Genomic DNA, 20625 nt, shown 5'->3' on the forward strand with positions numbered 1-20625 from the left:
ACAGCAGTGGCAATAAAGTTTACCGGAAGATAATTAACAGTCTTACAGCAGGAGATAAAAATAACGTATGAGTCTTAGCCGTGCGCAATTACCACCAGGCCTCAACCTGCACGCCGAAATTCCAGGTATTATTCGCCGTCTGGTCTTCAAACGGTTTACCATCTTCGGAATCATTCAAATATGAAGCAAAAATGCGTAATTCCGGACGTGACATAAAGTCTGGCCCGTCCGCCAGGCCCAACGCAATGGTGTATTTCTCACCGGCCTGTTTGTAGCTGGTGCCATTGTTGTAGCTGTCTTTCTGATAGAAACCGCCGACTTCGCCAATCAGGCGCACGTAGTCGGTGAACTGGTACTGCCCGCGGGCGACCAGCGACAGCATCCGCGTTTTGTCGGTATAGTCGGTAATGTCATCCGCCGAGCCCCAGGTCAGAACGTGGTTGATAGAAAACTTCTCTGTAATCGGGATCAGGCCGGTGTTAATCACGCGATAACCGGTGGCGTCGTTCACGTAGTTCCACATATCGTACCAGCCGCCGCCCTGGGAGACCATGTTCTGCGCCAGGCCTTTGTTGGCGTACTGCAGCACGGTTTTGTTATAGCCGCCCAGCATATCCTGACTGATTTCACCGGTCAGCATGACGCCGTTGTCAGCATCGTACAGTCCGCCGTAGCTATCCTGTTTTTTGGTGGTGTTTGGCATCGCGTAGTCGATACCGAATTCGGTCCACGAGCCCGCCCATGGCTTCCAGCCCGCGTAGCGTAAATCGATATAGTTGATATTGACGTTGCTGTCGCCATCGACGCGATAGTCAACATCGTTGGCATCGCCGCGGATCCAGGCCAGCGAGACGGCGCCCGGGCCGAGGGTGTAGTTTTCCACCCCGGCTCCGGAGCCGGAAATGTTCCAGTATTTGGTATCGATGATATGCAGATCATGGCGCTGGTAGTAACGTTTACCGCCCCAGATCACCGCATTCGGATCGCCAGGGATCAGCCCCTTTATCTGCAGGTTCAACTGACGTAAGCCGAACTGTGCATCATCGTTCAGCGTGGTTTCATTATCGTTAGAGCCGTCGGAGACCATGCTGACCATACTGTCGAGATAGAAGCTGACGTCATCTTTCTTATAGACCTCAGAGCCCAGCTCCAGCTCGCCGTAGGTATCCGACTCGTTCCCCAAACGGCCCAGCTTATTTTTTTGCCATTCCGCTTCGCTACCGTCGCCGGAGACCCCAACCCCGGCGCGCATATAGCCATGGAAATCGATCGTTGGGATCGCGGCGGTGGCCGCAAACGCGGAAGGAGCGATTAGCGCAGCGGCTAACGCGACTGAAAGGGCGCGCAGTGTAGTGTTCATCTCTATCCTCTTATTGTTTTGTATTACGTTCACATAACTGGTGTCATAAAATGCCTAAATGTAACTTCAGGCAAATGAGATATGATTATTGTGTGATTAACTGCAAATAATCACGGTGGTTTTTGTTGCGATGGGTGAGATGATTCACAATTCGTTGTATTGTGAACGTAATACTTTCATCGCTATTGTTTTGCAGTGAGAGGTGGCGGTGAGCGTTTTTTCAAATGGCCCCTGTTACAATCATGGGATAACAACATAAGGAACCGGACCATGAAGTCTAAAAGCGCTACTCTGGAAGACGTCGCACGCCATGCGGGCGTCTCTTACCAGACCGTGTCCAGGGTACTCAACAAATCAGCTAATGTATCCGAAGCGACGCGTCGCAAGGTGGAGAAATCAATAGAGGCCTTACGCTATGTGCCAAACCGGCTGGCGCAGCAGCTGGTGGGGAAGGAGAGCCAGACGGTCGGGCTGGTGACTATTTCTCTGGCCTGGCATGCGCCTTCCCAGGTGGCGGCGGCGGTAAAACGCTATGCCAACCTGGAAGGTTACCAGGTTCTGATTTCGATGATCGATGAGAGCGTCAACCAAAGCATCCAGGATTCCATCAATGAGCTGAAATCTCAGCGGGTGGATAAAGTCATTATCAACGTGCCGCTGGAGACCGAACAGGCGCAGAAAATCGCTGCTGACAACGATGATATCGTCTGCCTGTTTCTCGACGTTGATCCCTACAGTTCCGTGTTTAACGTTTCGTTTAACCCGGCGGACGGCACCCGGGCCAGCGTCAAATATCTCTATGAGATGGGGCATCGGGAGATCGCCCTGCTGGCGGGGCCGGACAGCTCAGTCTCGGCCAAACTCCGGTTAAAAAGCTGGCTGGAGACCCTGGATGGTTACGGTCTGAAGCCGGTGACCGTCCTGCACGGCAACTGGGATGCGCAGAGCGGCTACGCCGGCGCGCTGCAGATGCTGCGCGAAACGCCTAATTTCAGCGCTGTGCTGGTGGGTAATGATCAGATGGCGCTGGGGGTGCTCAGCGCCTTCCATCAGCATCAGGTGGCGGTGCCGGGTGAGAAGTCGGTTATTGGCTATGACGATACTTACGAAAGCTCCTTTTTCTATCCGGCGCTGAGTACCGTGTCGCTCGACCTCGACCTGCAGGGGAAAGAGGCGGTGCGGCGGATCCTCGCCAGCACCAGCGGGGCGCCTCATACCTCATCCATTCTGCCGGCGCGCCTGGTGATACGCCATTCCAGTGGCGCCCGAATCGAGCAGGGAAAAGATCTACAGGCCATTGCGGAACAGCTCCGCGCCATCGCCCACCGTCTGGCACCCTGACGCCAAAGGCGGGGAAACTCGCCTTATCACCTTACCCCTAAACTGAGCAGGGTTGATCTTTGTCACAGCACGGCGTAACCTTATTGTTATGTTATAACGTAATAAAGAGGTCATCATGAAAGCCCATATCCATCCTCCCTATCGTACGGTGGTGTTTCACGACACCAGCGCGAATGAGTATTTTAAAGTCGGCTCAACTATCCGCACCGATCGCGTGATTGAACTCGATGGCGAAACTTTTCCGTATGTGACGATCGACGTCTCCTCGAAATCGCATCCGTACTACACGGGCAAACAAAAAACCTTCGCCAATGAAGGCAGTGCAGCCCGATTCCGCCAGCGCTTCGGCGGCTTTATTGATGCGAAAAGGAAAGCATGATGCAGGTCGTCAACTCATTACGTAGCGCTAAACAGCGCCACCCGGATTGCCAGCTGGTTAAACGCAAAGGGCGGCTGTACGTTATCTGTAAGAGCAACCCCCGCTTCAAAGCGGTGCAGGGGCGCAAAAAACGCCGTTAACGGAAACTCTCCAGCGAGCGGCGCTGTTGGCCGTCGGCGGTAAAATTGTCGGCGGCCAGCCATTGGCGCATGGCGTTATCCAGCTCCGGCCATTCGCCGTCTATCACCGAAAACCAGTCCGTGTCCCGGTTGCGTCCTTTACTCACCAGCGCCTGGCGAAAACGTCCTTCGTACTGAAACCCCAGCCGCCTTGCCGCCCGGGCTGATGGGATATTAAGACTGTTGCATTTCCATTCATAGCGACGGTAGCCGAGCGTATCAAAGACATACTGCATCAACAGCCAGTGCGCTTCGGTGGCCATGGCCGTTCGGCTCAGTAACGGTGAAAAATGCACATGCCCCACCTCTACCACACCGTGAGCGATATCGATACGCATTAACGCCAGCGAGCCGACCGCTTTCCCTCGCTGCTGGTCAACGACGGCAAAATGAATCGGGTCTGCCAGCGTGGCGACCTGCTCCACCCAGGCACTGAATTCTGCAAGGTTGCTCTCAGGTTCACGCAGCAGCCACGTCCAGCTGCGGGCGTCTGGCGCCAGCTGGTGAGCGGCGAACAGATCGCTGGCATGAGCAAGAGTCAGCGGTTCGAGTCGACAACGGCTGCCCTGTAATACCTGTCGTGTCGGCCAGGGGCGCGGCTGCCAGTCAGGCAGCGCGACGCCGAGCGCCTGGCCAAACTGATTATATTCGCACATTGCGGTTTCCTTATTGGGGATTTACAGGCAGCGTACGCGCTCGCTGGTTCCATAAAAAGTGCCATTAGAGTATGTTTTTATGGGGCCACGAGGAGGCAATATGAATATACCGGACGAGGGGTTTTTTACGCTGTTGACGCAGGGGATGCGGAACCGCACGGTCGAAACCTTACAGCGCGCCCTTTACCACACCTTGCGTGACGCTATCCTGCAGGGAACCCTGACGGCCCGCTGCCGTTTACCCGGATCGCGGGTGATGGCCGAACGGCTACACCTGTCGCGGAATACGGTCAATGCCGCACTGGAACAGCTGGCGCTGGAGGGGTACCTGACACGGAGCCGTCAGGGAACGCAGGTGGCACCACTCGCCTCCTGCCGCCAGGAGGCGGGTCAGATGCCGCCCGTCGTGCTGCCTGAGCGGCTGCAAAGGCTGCCAGCCGCGATGCGCCGCGACTCACCGACGCTGGCATTTACGCCAGGCATGCCGGCGGTAAACTATTTCCCGCTGCCGCTGTGGCGGCGACTGATGGATAACGTGCTACGCGAAGATGGTAGCGCGCTGCTGGGTTATGGCGAAGCCGCGGGCGATCCTTTGCTGCGAGAGGCTATCGCTCGTCATCTGGCGCTCTCCCGGGGCATCCGGTGCGATATCCGGCAGATCGTCATCACCGAAGGCGCGCTGGAAGGCGTCAACTTATGCGCCTCGCTACTGACCAACCCGGGCGACAGCGTGTGGCTGGAAGAACCGGGGTACCTGGGGGCGAGGAGTGGCTTTCAGCGGGCGGGACTGCGGGTCAGAGGAATGGCTGTCGACGATGAAGGGATGTGTATTGCCAACGGCGTCGCGGAGCCGCCCCGGCTCATTTTCACCTCTCCTTCACACCAGTATCCCTGTGGGAGCATCATGAGCGCCGGGCGCCGTCTGGCGCTCGTGGAATATGCCCGCCGGCACGGGGCGTGGATTGTGGAGGATGACTACGACAGCGAGTTTCGCCATAGCGGAGAACCGATCCCGGCGATGCTGGGAATGGTGCCTGATGCCCCGGTGGTCTATCTCGGCACCTTCAGCAAAACGCTGTTTCCGGCGTTGCGTATCGGTTTTATGGTTATGCCGCCCGCGCTGGCGGATGCTGCTCAGGACGCCATTGGCGCGCTGCTGCGCGGGGGACACCGTGCTGAACAGCGGGCGCTGGCCAGCTTTATCGAGAAGGGACACTATGCGCGCCATCTGGCAGCGATGCGCCGCCTGTACCGTAAACGTCAGCAACAGCTGCGCGAGGCGCTGGCGCAAGAGATAACCGTGCCGTGCGACGTTCTCGGCGGGGGAGGGGGGATGCACCTGACGGTGGCGATGGAGGGCGTTAATGACCGGACGCTTGCGCAGCAGGCGCGCCAGTTTCAGCTGGCGCCCGCCGCGTTAAGTCATTTCTATCTCGACCCGCAGCGAGCGCGGAGCGGACTGGTGCTTGGGTATGGCAATACCTCTGCTTCTCGCTATCTCCCGGCGCTGCGGACCCTAAATCGCCTTATTGCGCAGCACCGGCGCGCGTGAGGGTAAAGACGTCGTAGAAGGAGAGCTCGCCTTTGGTGGCGACCATCTTTTTGAGCTGCGCCTTCTGCTCGCTATCGACGTCTGGCGACTGCAGGATACGGTCGATCAGCTGCCGGGGGACAAAGCGGGTGTTGTACCATTCCCCGTTGTAGCACACGCGAAAGTCGAGGACATCGATATCCTCGTAGCGATAGCGTGGATAGACGTCAAAGAAGAAAAAGGCGTTGAACAGAATGAACAGCACCACCAGCAACCAGACCGAGTCTACCAGCGTTTCAGAGCGCAGCATGACCACCAGCGTCGCCAGAAACGCGGCATACATGGCAACAAACAGTCCCGGATGATTGCGGATAAAACTGATGCTAAAACGCGGGCGATTATCGCGTTTTTCCTGGACGTTGAGTTCGTCAATGGTGTGAATCAGCAGGCGTTGTATTTCTGTCATCTTGGTCCTCGAATTCTGCAATGAGCCTGCCGCGCCCGGCGGACCAGGCGCGGCAGGCTCAGCCTGAAGGCTATTTTATGTTGCAATATTCTGCGGAGAAAGTAACAGATCAGTTACAGAAAAGCATAACAGTTACGGATTTGTCGGCGGAAGGCGCTTAATGATCTGTGCCGGGTTACCGCCGACGACGGTACAGGCAGGGACGTCTTTGGTGACCACCGCGCCGGACGCAATGACCGCATTATCGCCAATGGTCACGCCGGGATTGATCACTGCCCGACCCCCAATCCACACATTGTGGCCAATAGTTACCGGCTTGCCGTATTCCTGGCCGCTATTACGCGCATCGGCGTCCAGCGGATGAGTGGCGGTATAAATATGGACGCCTGGCGCCAGCATACAGTTATCGCCAATATGGATAGGGCAGACGTCGAGCATCACGCAGTCAAAATTGGCGTAAAAACCGGCGCCGAGAAAAATATTATAACCATAGTCGCAGCGAAAGCTTGGCTCGATATACGCATCGCCGGCGCGAGCGAACAGCTCGGCCAGAATATGCTGACGTTGTTCCTGGTCATCCGGGGCGGAATGATTATAACGGTGCAACAACTGTCTGGCGCGCAGGCGATCGGCGCGAAGCGTTGGGTCGCCAGATAAATAGAGCTCACCGGCGATCATTTTGCGTTTTTCTTCACTCATGGGTCTTCCTTATACCTGACTGTTGATGGCCGTAGCAGTATAAAAAAGAAACCGGTTACAGGGTTGCTGTTGGCTGAATGATGTGATGTCTATCACAAAGATACCCTGCGGCGGCTGACCCGTACCGTCCGGCCAGCAGACCACGTAGTACGCGTAAATTAGCGGATAAATTTCCAGACAGAGGTCGGGATTTTATCGTATAGCTTATTCATGGTCAGTTCCGCCAGACGATGGTCGGCAGCTGAGTAAAATACCGCCAGCTCATTATCAGACAGTTCATATTTATTTTTTTCAATGACGCGCTCCAGCGTGTCAATTGTCTGGCAACGACGTAAGCGCATCAAATAGTCTGTTTTAGTTAATGGCTTATCAGACATAATTCCACCTTTTGATTGTAATAATTCTAACACGATAGACTGGCCGGGTTTTCCCGGCTGGCGTTGACAAAGCAACGAAATAGTCGGTTACCGGATTTTTTCCACTTTTGCAAATCCGTAGAGTTAATGCCGTAGTTACTGAACAACGTAAAAGTGTCGTCCAGATATTCGTCAACCTGAGCGATCAGCTTATTATCCTCTGCATACTTAATTTTATAATTAAGAGCGAATGTGGCAATGTGCTCGATCAATTCATTTAACTGGAGATTGACAGCCGACGTCGGGTCGTTGACCCAGCCATGGTTGCTCTCTTCCAGGTTTGCAAGGCAGTCATGATACAGCGTTTCGCAGAGAAAGCGTAGCTGTGCAATATCATGTCTTTTTGGCGAGTATTCGTCCATAACGCATCCCCTTTTGAGTGGTTTAAACGACGACTAGCAAACACCGTTGTGGGATGAACACGACTAACTGACCTGACACTAACTGAGTAATCCTGCTGATTTAACTATAATCCACTCTCCAACAGATTTCATCGTGCTATTACGAAAAATTACAATTATCAGCGAGAAATTATCTTAAAAATAGACGAATTAATTTCGCAGGCGCTGGCCCACAGCCGGAGAAATAGAGAAATCTTATGAATCATTGGTTTAAGGCAGGCAGCTGTCGCGTTCAGAAACCGCCGACCCGTGGATAATGATAGTAGGATTATTCCTGGTAAATGAGTGTTTGCCGATCCCGAGTTGTTGAACAAGCTGCTAAAAATAGCCTGCGCCATATCAATATATATTAAATGCAGAACGAAAAATAAACAATGGCAATATGTGCCTTGCCAGCCAGTGATAAAAAAGGGCCGCGGTAGCGGCCCTTTGTTCAGGAGTGAAGATTAATGATGCTCAACCTGATGGCTGTGCTCTATATCTTCCGATTTTTTGCTAAAGCGGCGACGAACCACCACAAAGAACACCGGCACGAAGAAGATCGCCAGGATCGTCGCGGTCACCATCCCGCCCATTACGCCTGTACCGACGGCGTTCTGCGCACCGGAGCCGGCGCCGGAGCTGATAACTAGCGGCATTACCCCGAGGATGAACGCCAGAGATGTCATCAGGATTGGACGTAGACGCATACGTACTGCTTCAAGCGTCGCCTCAATCAGCCCTTTGCCCTCTTTCTCCATCAGGTCTTTGGCGAATTCAACGATCAATATTGCGTTCTTCGCCGACAGGCCGATGGTGGTCAGCAGACCCACCTGGAAGTAAACGTCGTTGGTTAGCCCGCGGAAGGTGGCGGCTAACAGCGCACCGACCACACCCAAGGGGACGACCAGCATAACCGAGAACGGAATCGACCAGCTCTCATACAGCGCCGCCAGACACAGGAAGACGACAATCAGCGAGATGGCATACAGGGCAGGGGCCTGGTTGCCGGACAGTCGCTCCTGATAAGACATCCCGGTCCAGTCGTAGCCGATACCGGAAGGCAGTTTACCCGCCAGCTCTTCCATCAGCGCCATCGCCTCACCGGTACTCTTGCCTGGCGCGGCCTGACCGAGGATTTCCAGTGACGGCAGACCGTTGTAGCGTTCCAGACGCGGCGAACCGTATTCCCAACGCGAGGTCGAGAAAGCAGAGAACGGCACCATCTGACCATCGCTGCCGCGAACATACCACTTGCCGATATCTTCCGGCAGCATACGGTATTTCGCTTCGGACATGATGTACACTTTCTTCACGCGGCCGCGGTCGATAAAGTCGTTGACATAGCTTCCGCCCCAGGCTGCGCCCAGCGTGGTGTTAATGTCGCTGATGGAGACGCCCAGCGCCTGAGCTTTCTCCTGATCGATATCGATTTTAAACTGCGGTGTATCTTCCAGACCGTTAGGGCGCACGCCGGTCAGCACGTCAGGATGCTGCGCCACCATGCCAAACAGTTGGTTACGCGCCTGGGTCAGTTTTTCGTGGCCCAGACCGCCCTGGTCAATCAGCTCGAAGTCAAAGCCGGTCGCGGTACCCAGTTCAACGATAGCCGGCAGGTTAAAGGCGAAGACCATCGCATCTTTAATCTGCGAGAAGTAGCCCATTGCTCTCGCGGTGATCGCTTCAACTTTGTTTTCCTCACCCGGACGCTGGCTCCAGTCTTTCAGCGAAACGAACGCGATACCGGTGTTCTGGCCGCGGCCGGCGAAACCGAAGCCGTTAACCGCAAACACGGATTCCACGTTGTCCTTCTCTTTGGTGAGATAGTAATTCGTCATCTCATCCAGCACTTTCTGCGTACGCTCCTGGGTGGCGCCGGCAGGCAGCTGCGCCATACTCAGGAATACACCCTGGTCCTCGTCCGGCAGGAACGAGCTCGGCAGACGGACGAACAGCCATGCCATACCCACCACGATGATCAGATACAGCACCAGATAACGACCGGTGCTGCGCAGAATGTTGCCTACGCTGTCGGTGTAATGGTGCGTGCTCTTATCAAACATGCGGTTAAACCAGCCGAAGAAGCCGGTGGTCGCGCCATGGCTGCCTTTCTGAATGGGTTTCAGCATCGTGGCGCACAGCGCCGGCGTCAGGATTAACGCCACCAGTACCGACAGCGCCATCGCGGAAACGATAGTGATGGAGAACTGGCGATAGATGGCCCCGGTTGAGCCGCCGAAGAACGCCATCGGGATAAATACCGCCGACAGCACCATAGCGATACCTACCAGCGCGCCCTGAATCTGTCCCATCGATTTACGCGTCGCTTCTTTCGGCGGCAGACCCTCTTCCGCCATCACGCGCTCGACGTTCTCTACCACCACGATGGCGTCATCCACCAACAGGCCGATGGCGAGCACCATCCCGAACATCGTCAGGGTGTTTATCGAGAAGCCAAACGCCGCCAGCACCGCGAAGGTGCCTAACAGGACCACCGGTACCGCGATGGTGGGGATCAGGGTGGCGCGGAAGTTCTGCAGGAACAGATACATGACCAGGAACACCAGGATGATCGCTTCCACCAGCGTTTTAACCACTTCGTGAATAGAAATTTTCACGAACGGGGTGGTGTCATACGGGTAAACGATCTTCATCCCCGACGGGAAAAACGGCTCCATCTTCGCCAGTTCAGCGCGAATAGCGTTGGCGGTATCCAGCGCGTTCGCGCCGGTAGCCAGTTTAATACCCAGACCGGATGCCGGCTGGCCGTTAAACTTCGCCACTACGTCATAGCTTTCGCCGCCCAGCTCAATTTTGGCGACATCACGCAGACGAACCTGGGAACCGTCCTGGTTCACCTTCAGCAGGATGTTGCCAAACTCTTCCGTATTGGTCAGACGCGTCTGCGCGATGATCGAGGCGTTAAGCTGCTGGCCTTTCACCGGCGGCGTACCGCCTAACTGGCCCGCGGCCACCTGGGCGTTCTGCGCTTTCAGGGCGCTGATCACATCCACCGGCGTAAGCTGGAAGTTGTTCAGTTTGTTTGGATCCATCCAGATACGCATCGCATACTGGGAACCGAATAGCTGAACGTCGCCGACGCCGCTGGTACGGCTAATCGGATCCTTCATGTTGGCCGCCACGTAGTCCGAAATATCGTCCTGGTTCATGGTGCCGTTGGTGTTAATGACGCCGACAACCATCAGGAAGCTGCTGGACGCTTTCTCAACGCTAATCCCTTGCTGCTGTACTTCTTGCGGCAGCAGAGGCGTCGCCAGCGCCAGCTTGTTCTGAACCTGAACCTGGGCGATATCCGGATCGGTACCGGATTCGAAGGTCAGCGTAATGGTTGCCGTACCGGTGGAGTCGCCATTTGAGGACATGTACATCAGGTGATCGATACCGTTCATATTCTGTTCGATAACCTGAGTTACGGTGTTCTGCACCGTTTCGGCGTCAGCACCGGGGTACATGGCGGTAATGGAAATTGCTGGCGGCGCAATCGTCGGATATTGCGCCACCGGCAATTTGAGGATCGATAATCCCCCAGCCAGCATGATGATAATGGCGATCACCCATGCAAATATGGGGCGATCGATAAAGAAATTAGGCATGTCTTAACGGCTCCTGTTTAAGTTAAGACTTGGTTTGTTCTGATGGCGCGTTGCCTGCGGCTTGCTGTTTATCATCAGAAGCTACTTCCTGCGCTTTTACCTGCACACCTGGTTTGATTTTTTGCAGGCCGGTGACGATAACGCGATCGCCGGATTTCAGACCGTCAGTGACCAGCCATTTATCGCCGATCGCCTGAGAAGCAGTGACCTGGCGGACTTCGACTTTATCGCCTTCCCCCACTACCATGACGCTGGCGTCGCCGCGCGGCGTACGGGTAACACCCTGTTGCGGTACCAGCAGGGCGTCAGGGTTAATCCCTTCTTCCAGACGGGCACGGACGAACATCCCCGGTAGCAGGGTGTGATCCGGGTTCGGGAAAATAGCGCGTAGCGTGATTGAGCCGGTGGTCTGATCGACGGTGACATCCGAGAATTCCAGCGTGCCGGACTGCGGATACTTAAGACCGTCATTAGTCACTAGCTCCACTTTCGCTTTGCCGTTTTCCTGTTTCAGGCGGCCGTCGGCTAGCTCCTGCTTCAGGCGCAGGAAATCATTGCTCGACTGGGTGACGTCAACATAGATCGGATCCAGCTGCTGAACGGTTGCCAGGGCGGTCGTTTGACCATTCTGTACCAGCGCCCCTTCGGTCACGGTGGATTTACCAATCCGGCCGCTGATCGGCGAGGTGACTTTGGTGTAGGCCAGATTGATGCGCGCGGTTTCAACGGCCGCTTTCGCCGCGACCACGGCCGCATTGCTCTGCTGCGCCGTCGCAACGGCGGTATCGTAGTCTTGTTGACTAATATATTTGGTGCCCAACAGTTTCTGATAACGCTTGACCGTCAGTTGATCCATGTTTGCCGCCGCCTGGGCTTTTGCCAGGTCGCCTTTGGCGCTGTCATAGCTGGCCTGATAGGTGGCTGGATCGATCTGATACAGGGAGACGCCGGCCTGGATATCGCTACCTTCCACGAAGTTACGTTTTAAAATAATGCCACTGACCTGAGGACGGACTTCCGCAATGCGATAGGCGCTGGTGCGGCCTGGCAGTTCGGTGGTTATTTGTAGAGGTGCGGATTTGAGCGTCACAATACCGACTTCCGGCATGTGCTGGGCTCCCTGTTGAGCCGGTTTATCGTCACATCCTGTTAGCGCTAAGCTGCCTGAGAGCATCAGAACGACCGCCAGAGGCGTTAACCCTCTGTTTTTGTTCATATGTAAACCTCGAGTGTCCAATTTCAAAATGTTCAGTGGCTCAAACAACCACAAACCCACTACAGTCTTTCTATTATGGTCATGCTATGGTACATACATTCACAAATGTATGTAAACGTAACCTCTGTAAAGTCATTAACCTATGGCACGAAAAACCAAACAACAGGCACGTGAAACCCGGCAACTGATTCTGGATGTTGCTCTGCGTCTGTTTTCGCAGCAAGGCGTATCATCTACCTCGTTGGCAACAATTGCAAAAGCTGCGGGTGTAACGAGGGGGGCTATCTACTGGCATTTCAAGAATAAATCAGATTTATTCAACGAAATTTGGGAGCTGTCAGACGCCAGTATTAGCGATCTCGAAATTGAGTATCGGGCAAAATTCCCCAACGATCCACTCTCAGTTATCAGGGAGATTCTAGTCTATGTTCTTGAAGCGACAGTGACAGAAGAACGTCGACGATTAATGATGGAGATTATCTATCATAAGTGTGAGTTCGTCGGTGAAATGACCGTGGTGCAGCAGGCCCAGCGGCAGCTCTCCCTGGCGAGTTATGAGCGTATCGAGCAGACCTTGAAAGAATGCATCGCGGCGAAGCTGCTGCCCGCCAATTTACTCACCCGGCGGGCGGCCGTGTTAATGCGCAGCTACCTTTCCGGGCTGATGGAAAACTGGCTGTTTGCCCCCGATTCGTTCGACCTGCATGCGGAAGCGCGGGACTACGTCGCTATTCTGCTGGAGATGTATCAATTCTGCCCGACGCTACGCGGCCCGGAGAGCTTGTCAGCTTAAAGGTAGCGCGCGGATGGGCGTGAATTTTTAGCGCCGTCCGCCGCTATTCGCCAGCGCTGAGAAGTGCTATTCTGCGCGCTTGCGACGACCCCCGGTATTCTCCGGCATTTGCATTCATTCATATTAACTATGCTGCACACGATCTCCAGGCAACGCGCCACGTTCATCTTTATTATCACGCTGCTCTGTTTTATTGGCCTTTTCAGCCCAGTCCAGGGCCGCGCCGCGGATCTCCCCGATCGGGCAGAGGTGCAGAGCCAGCTCAATACGTTAAACAAGCAAAAAGAACTGACTCCGCAGGACAAACTGGTCCAGCAGGATCTGACTCAGACGCTGGAAACGCTGGATAAAATCGAGCGTATCAAAAGCGAGACGGCACAGCTGCGACAGCAGGTCGAGCAGGCGCCGGCGAAGCTGCGCCAGGCGGTGGAGAGCCTCAATAACCTGAGCGATGTCCCGAACGACGACGCGACGCGCAAAACGCTAAGTACGCTCTCCCTGCGTCAGCTGGAGTCGCGCGTCACCCAGACGCTGGACGATCTGCAGAATGCGCAAAACGATCTGGCGACCTATAACAGCCAGCTGGTTTCCCTGCAAACGCAGCCGGAACGCGTGCAAAATGCGATGTTCAACGCCTCCCAGCAGCTGCAGCAGATCCGCAATCGTCTGAATGGCACCTCGGTGGGCGACGAGACCCTACGCCCGACCCAGCAGGTGCTGTTGCAGGCTCAACAGGCATTGCTCAACGCGCAGATCGAGCAACAGCGCAAGAGCCTCGAAGGCAACACTATCCTGCAGGATACCCTACAGAAGCAGCGTGACTACGTCACCGCCTGGAGCAACCGGCTGGAGCATCAGCTACAGCTGCTGCAGGAGGCCGTGAACAGCAAACGGCTGACCCTGACCGAGAAAACCGCCCAGGAGGCGGTTACCCCCGACGAAACGGCGCGTATTCAGGCCAACCCGCTGGTCAAGCAGGAGCTGGATATTAACCATCAGCTCAGCGAGAAGCTGATCCAGGCAACAGAGAACGGTAACCAGCTGGTGCAGCGCAATATCCAGGTCAAGAACTGGCTCGACCGCGCGCTGCAGTCTGAACGGGATATTAAAGAGCAAATTTCAGTTCTGCGGGGGAGCCTGCTGCTGTCGCGTATTCTTTACCAACAGCAACAGACATTACCGTCGGCGGATGAGCTGCAGGATATGACCAACCGCATCGCCGACCTGCGGCTTGAACAGTTTGAGGTGAACCAGCAGCGCGACGCGCTGTTCCAGAGCGATGCCTTTGTCGCCAAACTGGAGGAGGGGCACAGCAGCGAAGTGAACGATGAAGTCCACGCCGCGCTACTGGAAGTGATCGACATGCGTCGCGAACTGCTTGATCAGTTCAACAAACAGTTGGGTAACCAGCTGATGATGGCCATCAACCTGCAGATCAATCAGCAGCAGCTGATGAGCGTCTCGAGCAGTCTGAAGGAAATTCTGACCCAGCAAATTTTCTGGGTGAACAGCAATAAACCGATGGACTGGGAGTGGATTAAGGCCTTCCCGGAGGCGCTGAAAGGTCAGTTTAAGGCGATGAAAATCACCGTGAACTGGGAAAAAGCGTGGCCTGCGGTGTTTGTCGCTTTCCTGGCCGGTTTACCGCTGCTGTTGATTGCCGGCCTCATCCGCTGGCGTCTGCAGTGGCTCAAGGATTATCAGGCAAAGCTTGCTTCCCAGGTGGGACAGCTGCGCAACGATACCCAACTGCATACGCCGAAGGCGATCCTGATCGATCTGATCCGCGCCTTACCGGTGGTGCTGTTGATTCTGGCTATCGGTCTGATCTTACTCACCATGCAGTTAAATATTAGCGGACTGCTGTGGGCGTACAGTAAAAAGCTGGCTATGTTCTGGCTGGTGTTTGGCCTGTGCTGGAAAGTGCTGGAAAAGAACGGCGTCGCGGTCAACCACTTTAATATGCCGGCGCAGTTGACCAGCCACTGGCGGCGGCAGATTGTTCGCGTCAGCCTGGCGCTGCTGCCGCTGAATTTCTGGTCGGTGATTTCCGAACTGTCGCCGCTGAACCTGATGGACGACGTGCTGGGGCAGTTGGTGATTTTCTTCAACTTACTGCTGATCGCGGTGCTGGTTTGGCCGATGTGCCGGGAAAGCTGGCGCGATAAAGAGTCGCACAGCCTGCGCCTGCTGACGATCACGGTGTTGTCTATCGTTCCGGTGGCCCTGATGGTGCTGACGGCAACCGGCTACTTCTACACGACGCTGCGTCTGGCGGGACGCTGGATCGAGACCGTGTATCTGGTGATGATCTGGAACCTGCTGTACCAGACCGTGCTGCGCGGCCTGAGCGTGGCGGCGCGGCGTATCGCCTGGCGCCGCGCGCTGGCGCGCCGTCAACATCTGGTGAAGGAAGGGGCGGAAGGCGCCGAGCCGCAGGAAGAGCCAACTATCGCTCTCGAGCAGGTCAACCAGCAGACGCTGCGCATCACCATGTTGGTGATGGTCGCGCTGTTCGCAGTGATGTTCTGGGCGATTTGGTCTGATTTGATCACCGTTTTCGCCTACCTCGACAGCATTACCCTCTGGCACTACAACGGCACCGAGGCGGGGGCCAGCGTGGTGCGCAGCGTGACGATGGGCAGTTTGTTGTTCGCCATTGTGGCGTCAATGGTCGCCTGGGCGCTGATCCGCAACCTGCCGGGTTTGCTGGAGGTGCTGGTGCTGTCGCGGCTCAACATGCGTCAGGGGACCTCCTACGCCATCACCACCATTCTCAACTATGCGATTATCGCTATCGGGGCGATGACGGTATTCGGGGCGCTGGGCGTCTCCTGGGATAAACTGCAATGGCTGGCGGCCGCGCTGTCGGTTGGTTTAGGTTTTGGTCTGCAGGAGATCTTCGGTAACTTTGTCTCCGGCCTTATCATTCTGTTCGAACGTCCGGTGCGCATTGGGGATACGGTCACTATCGGAACCTTCTCGGGGACGGTAAGCAAAATCCGTATTCGCGCCACCACCATCACCGACTTCGATCGCAAAGAGGTGATTATCCCGAACAAGGCGTTCGTTACCGAGCGCTTGATCAACTGGTCGCTCTCCGACACCGTGACCCGGGTGGTGATCCGCCTCGGCGTCGCCTATGGCTCAGACCTGGATAAGGTGAAAGAGGTGCTGCTGAAGGCCGCGCACGATCATCCGAAAGTGATGCAGGAGCCGGCGCCAGCGGTTTTCTTCACCACCTTCGGGGCCAGTACCCTGGATCATGAACTGCGTCTGTATGTTCGAGAACTGCGCGATCGCAGCTACACGGTGGATGAGCTCAACCGCGACATCGACCGCCTGTGCCGGGAGAATGACATCAACATTGCCTTTAACCAGCTGGAAGTTCATCTGCGCAATGAAAAAGGCGATGAAGTCACCGAAGTGAAACGGGACGGGAAAGGCGACGATCTGGCGCCCACCACCGCGTCCTGAGCGAAGAGGGGCGGCGCAAAGCCGCCCCTGCTGTATCAGGGCGCCAGCGCGGCGAGTTCTTCATCGCTCAGCCCGGTGAGCTCCTGCACGGTTTGACGTTCGAGGCCGCGCGCCAGCATTCTGGCGGCGATGCTGCGGGTAGCTTCCTGCTCACCCTCTTGCTGTCCCTGTTTACGGCCTTTCTCTTCCAGCCATTCGGCAATGGTCATCATCAGCTCCTTATGCCTGGGCGACTGCGCCGCCAGCGTGCGGATCAGCGCCCCCGGATGTTCCGTAGTTCCCGCCTGCAACATATAGCGCAGCAGCGTATTCAGCTGCGCTTCTGTCAGATAGCCTTGCGTCATCAGCGCAATCAGCGGCACCTGCAGCTCGGCCAGATCGCGATGGCGGATATGCTTTTGCAGCAGCTCCAGCATGGCCATCCGCCGATGACGGGCGATCTGATTATCAGGCATTACGGTGAGGTCCACCAGCGGAAAAGCATTGCTATAGAGCGCCTTCGCCAGCGCCGGATCGGCGAATAGCTGTTGCCAGTTGCGGGCCCAGGGCCAGGGGCTCACTTTGCCGTGATAAAACAGAATCGGCACCACCAGCGGCAGAGTGTCGTGGCCGGCGTCCAGATGACGCTGCATGGCGGCCAGCGCATAGCGCAGCAGGCGAAACGCCATCAGCTTGTCCGGGGTACTCTGGTGCTCAATCAGCGCGTACACATAGCCCGGTCCATGACGCGTGCGCAGTGAGTAAAGGATATCGGAATAGCTGGCGCGCAGGTCCTCTTCAACAAAGCTACCGGAGACCAGCTGCAGCGAATCCAGTTCGCAGATCGCCAGAAACGGCGCGGGGAGGTACAACTGCAAAAAATCCTTCGCGACCGCCTGATGCATGAGCATCTGGCGAAACACCGCGTCGTGTGGGGTTTGACTGACTTTTTCCATCAATATTGTCTCCAGTGGCGTCATGCGCAGAGGACCAGACTGCCAGCACACTGCCGGAGACAACATCCTACTTCTCTGGGTTTTGCGACCCGCTTTCCGCGTTTTTTAACTTGTTTGCATAATCCCGCCGGACAATTTCCAGCGCGCTCAGCACGGTTTGCGCCGGGATCTGATGCGATTCCAGCAACATGATTAAATCGACGGCCAGTTTGACCTCATCGGATGCATTTTCCAGCGACATCGGGCTCTCCTGTTAGCGCGTCAGCCGCGCCAGTACGTTTTCAATCTTGTCCAGCGCCTGTCGGCAGCGCGCCAACCGGCCGCTGTAGGCTTCAACTTCTTTCCCCAGCCGCTGCTGCTCGTCAAGGCTGGTCGCCTGCGCCAGCTGACGCTGGCGTTGGTCGCGCATCGCCAGCAGGCGACGCTCATACTCCTGATGCTGCAGGCGACGGCGCTGCCAGCGGCTCAACGTTGGCGACGCGTGGTCCCAACTGCGCAAGGACCAGGTGGCGGTTTCACGGCGCAGCGCGGCGATTTGTGCCGCCAGACGCTCGGCAATCCAGACCACCTGCGGCAGCTGCTGGCGCTCGACGGCCTGGCGGAGCTGGTTAAAGTTGTGTTGGGCTTCCGCCAGATAGGCCTGCATCAGCGTGCTGCGGGTGTGGAAGAGCTGGCGGTCAAAGCGCGGGCTGAGGGTCGCGTGCTCCGCCAGCGGCGCCACCAGCGCGGACAGCTCACTCAGCTGGTCGTTCAGCGTTTGTAAAAGTTGAGCAGTTTTCACCAACCCCCTCCATTTTCCGTCAGCCAACTGTGCTACAGTAGCCTCATCTGTTTGATAACGATTCGCATTATGCCACCTGTTATTTTAACCATTATCGGCTGGCTGGCGGTAGCGCTGGGTACGCTGGGCGTCTTCTTACCGTTGCTGCCGACGACGCCGTTTATTCTGCTCGCCGCCTGGTGCTTTGCCCGCTCATCGCCGCGCTTTCACCAGTGGCTGCTGTATCGCTCCTGGTTTGGCGGCTATCTTCGCCACTGGCAACAGTACCGCGCCATGCCTCGCGGCGCTAAACCGCGCGCCATTGCGATGATCGTGGTGACTTTTGCTATTTCGCTATGGCTGGTTAAGCTTACGTGGGTGCGCATCATGCTGTTGGTCATTCTGGCCTGTCTGCTGATCTTTATGTGGCGCATTCCGGTGGTTGACGCAAAGCAACAAAAGCACTGATGCGCAATAATGCCTGTTGCAATTGTTGCCGACAGCCAGTAAATTCTGGCGTTTTCGAGCGCGGGCAAGCCTGGTCAAAGGTTAAACAAATGTTTCTTTGGCCCCTTTTGCACGCCCGTGGGTAATACCGTTTCAATCAGGCATACACTTATGACCGCAACTGCACAGCAGCTTGAATATCTGAAGAACAGCATCCAGAGTATCGAGGATTATCCAAAACCTGGCATTCTTTTCCGCGATGTCACCAGCTTACTGGAAGACCCGAAGGCCTACGCGCTTAGCATTGAACTGCTGACCGAGCGCTACAAAGACGCGGGTATTACCAAAGTGGTAGGGACTGAGGCGCGTGGCTTCCTGTTCGGCGCCCCGGTTGCGCTGGCGCTGGGCGTGGGCTTTGTTCCGGTACGCAAGCCGCGTAAGTTGCCGCGTGAAACCATTGCCGAGACCTATGAGCTGGAGTATGGCACCGATCAGCTGGAGATCCACGTTGACGCCATTAAACCGGGCGATAAAGTGCTGGTGGTTGACGATCTGCTGGCGACCGGCGGCACTATCGACGCCACGGTCAAACTGATCCGCCGCCTCGGTGGCGAAGTGCACGATGCCGCTTTCATTATTAATCTCTTCGATCTGGGCGGCGAACAGCGCCTGGAGAAGCTGGGGATCCACTGCTACTGTCTGGTGCCGTTCCCGGGCCACTAAGCAAATCCCTCCACATAGCCTCGCCGATCGGGCGGGGCTGTGATAGCATGACCCCTTCGTGATTTCACCTTCCAGCGTTTCAGAGCCAGCCCATGAGTTATCAGGTCTTAGCCCGTAAATGGCGCCCACAAACCTTTGCTGACGTCGTCGGCCAGGAACATGTGCTGACCGCACTGGCGAACGGCTTGTCGTTAGGGCGCATTCATCACGCTTATCTTTTTTCCGGTACCCGCGGGGTCGGGAAGACCTCCATCGCCCGTCTGCTGGCGAAAGGGTTAAACTGTGAAACCGGCATCACCGCCACCCCCTGCGGCGTGTGCGATAACTGCCGGGAAATTGAACAGGGGCGCTTTGTCGATCTGATTGAGATTGACGCCGCCTCGCGAACCAAAGTCGAAGATACCCGCGATCTGCTGGACAACGTCCAGTACGCGCCGGCCCGCGGCCGCTTTAAGGTCTATCTCATCGACGAAGTCCATATGCTGTCGCGTCACAGCTTCAACGCGTTGTTAAAAACGCTGGAGGAGCCGCCGGCGCACGTCAAATTTCTGCTGGCGACGACGGATCCGCAGAAGCTGCCGGTAACGATCTTATCCCGCTGCCTGCAGTTCCACCTGAAGGCGCTGGACGTTGAACAGATCCGCCATCAGCTGGAGCATATTCTTGGCGAAGAGCAGATTGCCTTTGAGCCCCGCGCGCTGCAGCTGTTGTCGCGGGCGGCCGATGGCAGCCTGCGCGATGCCTTAAGCCTGACCGATCAGGCGATTGCCAGTGGGGAAGGGCAGCTGACGGCCGCATCGGTGAGCACCATGCTCGGCACCCTTGATGACGATCAGGCGCTGTCGCTGATTGAAGCGCTGGTTGCTGCCGACGGCGAGCGGGTCATGGCGGGCGTCAATGACGCCGCCGCACGCGGCGTCGAGTGGGAGGCGCTGCTGGTCGAGATGCAGAGCCTGCTGCACCGCATCGCCATGGTTCAGCTGTCGCCTTCGGCGCTGGGCGCCGACATGGCCGCGGTCGAAGTGCGGATGCGCGAACTGGCGCGAACCGTACCGCCCGGCGACGTTCAGCTCTACTACCAAACGCTGCTGATTGGCCGCAAAGAGCTGCCTTACGCCCCGGACCGGCGGATGGGCGTCGAAATGACGCTGCTGCGTGCCCTGGCGTTTCATCCGCGTAAGCCGCTGCCGGAGCCGGAGGTGCAGCCGGCACAGGCCGCCGCGCCCGCGCCGCGTCAGCCGGTTGCCCCCGCC

General features: G+C 56.5%; 21 protein-coding genes. 10 read left to right on the plus strand and 11 right to left on the minus strand.

Going from position 1 to position 20625, the window contains the following annotated elements; translation table 11 throughout:
- Positions 1–88: 88 nt before the first annotated feature.
- Complete coding sequence (locus tag RRF55_RS17270; protein ID WP_004177240.1) at positions 89–1360, minus strand: maltoporin; 1272 nt, start codon at positions 1358–1360, stop codon at positions 89–91.
- A 270-nt stretch (positions 1361–1630) separates the two neighbouring features.
- Here RRF55_RS17270 and RRF55_RS17275 point away from each other — a divergent pair, with 270 nt between their 5' ends.
- The 3 genes from RRF55_RS17275 to ykgO all read left to right on the plus strand — a co-directional run bounded on the left by RRF55_RS17275 (position 1631) and on the right by ykgO (position 3220).
- Positions 1631–2701 (plus strand): LacI family DNA-binding transcriptional regulator, encoded by a 1071-nt coding sequence (locus tag RRF55_RS17275; protein ID WP_002892007.1) that lies wholly within the window; start codon positions 1631–1633, stop codon positions 2699–2701.
- A gap of 115 nt (positions 2702–2816) precedes the next feature.
- Entirely contained in the window at positions 2817–3080 is a 264-nt protein-coding gene (locus tag RRF55_RS17280) for a type B 50S ribosomal protein L31 (RefSeq protein WP_002892011.1), read from the plus strand.
- Positions 3080–3220: a type B 50S ribosomal protein L36 gene (gene ykgO, locus RRF55_RS17285; RefSeq protein ID WP_002892018.1), complete on the plus strand. Its 141-nt coding sequence runs from the start codon at positions 3080–3082 to the stop codon at positions 3218–3220. Before RRF55_RS17280 ends, ykgO begins: the two co-directional genes overlap by 1 nt.
- Here the strand turns inward: ykgO and RRF55_RS17290 are convergent.
- On the minus strand, positions 3217–3915 hold the full coding sequence (locus RRF55_RS17290; RefSeq protein WP_032414604.1) for a GNAT family N-acetyltransferase: 699 nt from the start codon (positions 3913–3915) through the stop codon (positions 3217–3219). The genes ykgO and RRF55_RS17290 overlap by 4 nt on opposite strands.
- Positions 3916–4015: 100 nt before the next feature.
- Here RRF55_RS17290 and RRF55_RS17295 point away from each other — a divergent pair, with 100 nt between their 5' ends.
- The gene (locus RRF55_RS17295) at positions 4016–5467 is read left to right on the plus strand and encodes a PLP-dependent aminotransferase family protein (RefSeq protein WP_002892023.1); all 1452 of its coding nucleotides are present in this window, start codon (positions 4016–4018) and stop codon (positions 5465–5467) included.
- On the opposite strand, the gene RRF55_RS17300 is transcribed toward RRF55_RS17295, so the two are convergent.
- On the minus strand, positions 5442–5912 hold the full coding sequence (locus RRF55_RS17300) for a YlaC family protein (protein ID WP_002892026.1): 471 nt from the start codon (positions 5910–5912) through the stop codon (positions 5442–5444). The genes RRF55_RS17295 and RRF55_RS17300 overlap by 26 nt on opposite strands.
- Before the next feature lie 20 nt (positions 5913–5932).
- On the opposite strand from RRF55_RS17300, the gene RRF55_RS17305 reads away from it, so the two are divergent.
- Positions 5933–6073 carry a hypothetical protein gene (locus tag RRF55_RS17305; protein WP_004147370.1) on the plus strand — a complete coding sequence of 47 codons (141 nt, stop codon included), beginning with the start codon at positions 5933–5935 and terminating at the stop codon, positions 6071–6073.
- Here RRF55_RS17305 and maa read toward each other — a convergent pair.
- The 5 genes from maa to acrA form a co-directional block, all read right to left on the minus strand.
- A complete protein-coding gene (gene maa, locus RRF55_RS17310) occupies positions 6045–6611 on the minus strand; it encodes a maltose O-acetyltransferase (protein ID WP_002892030.1) in 567 nt (188 codons plus the stop codon). The genes RRF55_RS17305 and maa overlap by 29 nt on opposite strands.
- Positions 6612–6769: 158 nt before the next feature.
- Positions 6770–6988, minus strand: a complete 219-nt coding sequence (locus RRF55_RS17315; RefSeq protein WP_002892050.1) for an HHA domain-containing protein — start codon at positions 6986–6988, stop codon at positions 6770–6772.
- Between the two features lie 26 nt (positions 6989–7014).
- Positions 7015–7389 carry an Hha toxicity modulator TomB gene (gene tomB / locus RRF55_RS17320; protein WP_002892066.1) on the minus strand — a complete coding sequence of 125 codons (375 nt, stop codon included), beginning with the start codon at positions 7387–7389 and terminating at the stop codon, positions 7015–7017.
- Positions 7390–7874: 485 nt separating this feature from the next.
- The gene (acrB, locus tag RRF55_RS17325; RefSeq protein WP_002892069.1) at positions 7875–11021 is read right to left on the minus strand and encodes a multidrug efflux RND transporter permease subunit AcrB; all 3147 of its coding nucleotides are present in this window, start codon (positions 11019–11021) and stop codon (positions 7875–7877) included.
- Positions 11022–11043: 22 nt separating this feature from the next.
- Positions 11044–12237: a multidrug efflux RND transporter periplasmic adaptor subunit AcrA gene (acrA, locus tag RRF55_RS17330; RefSeq protein WP_002892072.1), complete on the minus strand. Its 1194-nt coding sequence runs from the start codon at positions 12235–12237 to the stop codon at positions 11044–11046.
- A 142-nt stretch (positions 12238–12379) separates the two neighbouring features.
- Between acrA and acrR the strand changes: the two genes are divergently transcribed.
- Positions 12380–13030 carry a multidrug efflux transporter transcriptional repressor AcrR gene (gene acrR / locus RRF55_RS17335; protein ID WP_002892080.1) on the plus strand — a complete coding sequence of 217 codons (651 nt, stop codon included), beginning with the start codon at positions 12380–12382 and terminating at the stop codon, positions 13028–13030.
- Positions 13031–13159: 129 nt separating this feature from the next.
- Entirely contained in the window at positions 13160–16507 is a 3348-nt protein-coding gene (mscK, locus tag RRF55_RS17340; protein ID WP_439419147.1) for a mechanosensitive channel MscK, read from the plus strand.
- Positions 16508–16542: 35 nt separating this feature from the next.
- Here mscK and RRF55_RS17345 read toward each other — a convergent pair whose 3' ends face one another.
- The 3 genes from RRF55_RS17345 to priC all read right to left on the minus strand — a co-directional run bounded on the left by RRF55_RS17345 (position 16543) and on the right by priC (position 18223).
- A complete protein-coding gene (locus tag RRF55_RS17345; protein WP_130974904.1) occupies positions 16543–17442 on the minus strand; it encodes an Rpn family recombination-promoting nuclease/putative transposase in 900 nt (299 codons plus the stop codon).
- 67 nt (positions 17443–17509) lie between these two features.
- The gene (gene rsmS / locus RRF55_RS17350) at positions 17510–17683 is read right to left on the minus strand and encodes a pleiotropic regulatory protein RsmS (RefSeq protein ID WP_002892136.1); all 174 of its coding nucleotides are present in this window, start codon (positions 17681–17683) and stop codon (positions 17510–17512) included.
- A 12-nt stretch (positions 17684–17695) separates the two neighbouring features.
- Entirely contained in the window at positions 17696–18223 is a 528-nt protein-coding gene (gene priC / locus RRF55_RS17355; RefSeq protein ID WP_014599050.1) for a primosomal replication protein N'', read from the minus strand.
- A gap of 69 nt (positions 18224–18292) precedes the next feature.
- On the opposite strand from priC, the gene RRF55_RS17360 reads away from it, so the two are divergent.
- The 3 genes from RRF55_RS17360 to dnaX all read left to right on the plus strand — a co-directional run.
- Positions 18293–18670, plus strand: coding sequence for a DUF454 family protein (locus RRF55_RS17360; RefSeq protein ID WP_002892144.1), 378 nt, complete (start codon positions 18293–18295; stop codon positions 18668–18670).
- 150 nt (positions 18671–18820) lie between these two features.
- Positions 18821–19372, plus strand: a complete 552-nt coding sequence (apt, locus tag RRF55_RS17365) for an adenine phosphoribosyltransferase (protein WP_004177230.1) — start codon at positions 18821–18823, stop codon at positions 19370–19372.
- A gap of 92 nt (positions 19373–19464) precedes the next feature.
- On the plus strand, positions 19465–20625 hold a 1161-nt coding region (gene dnaX / locus RRF55_RS17370), incomplete at its 3' end, for a DNA polymerase III subunit gamma/tau (RefSeq protein WP_047669904.1).

This window comes from Klebsiella sp. K47 (assembly GCF_051858335.1).
GTDB classification, from domain to species: Bacteria; Pseudomonadota; Gammaproteobacteria; order Enterobacterales; family Enterobacteriaceae; genus Klebsiella; species Klebsiella pneumoniae.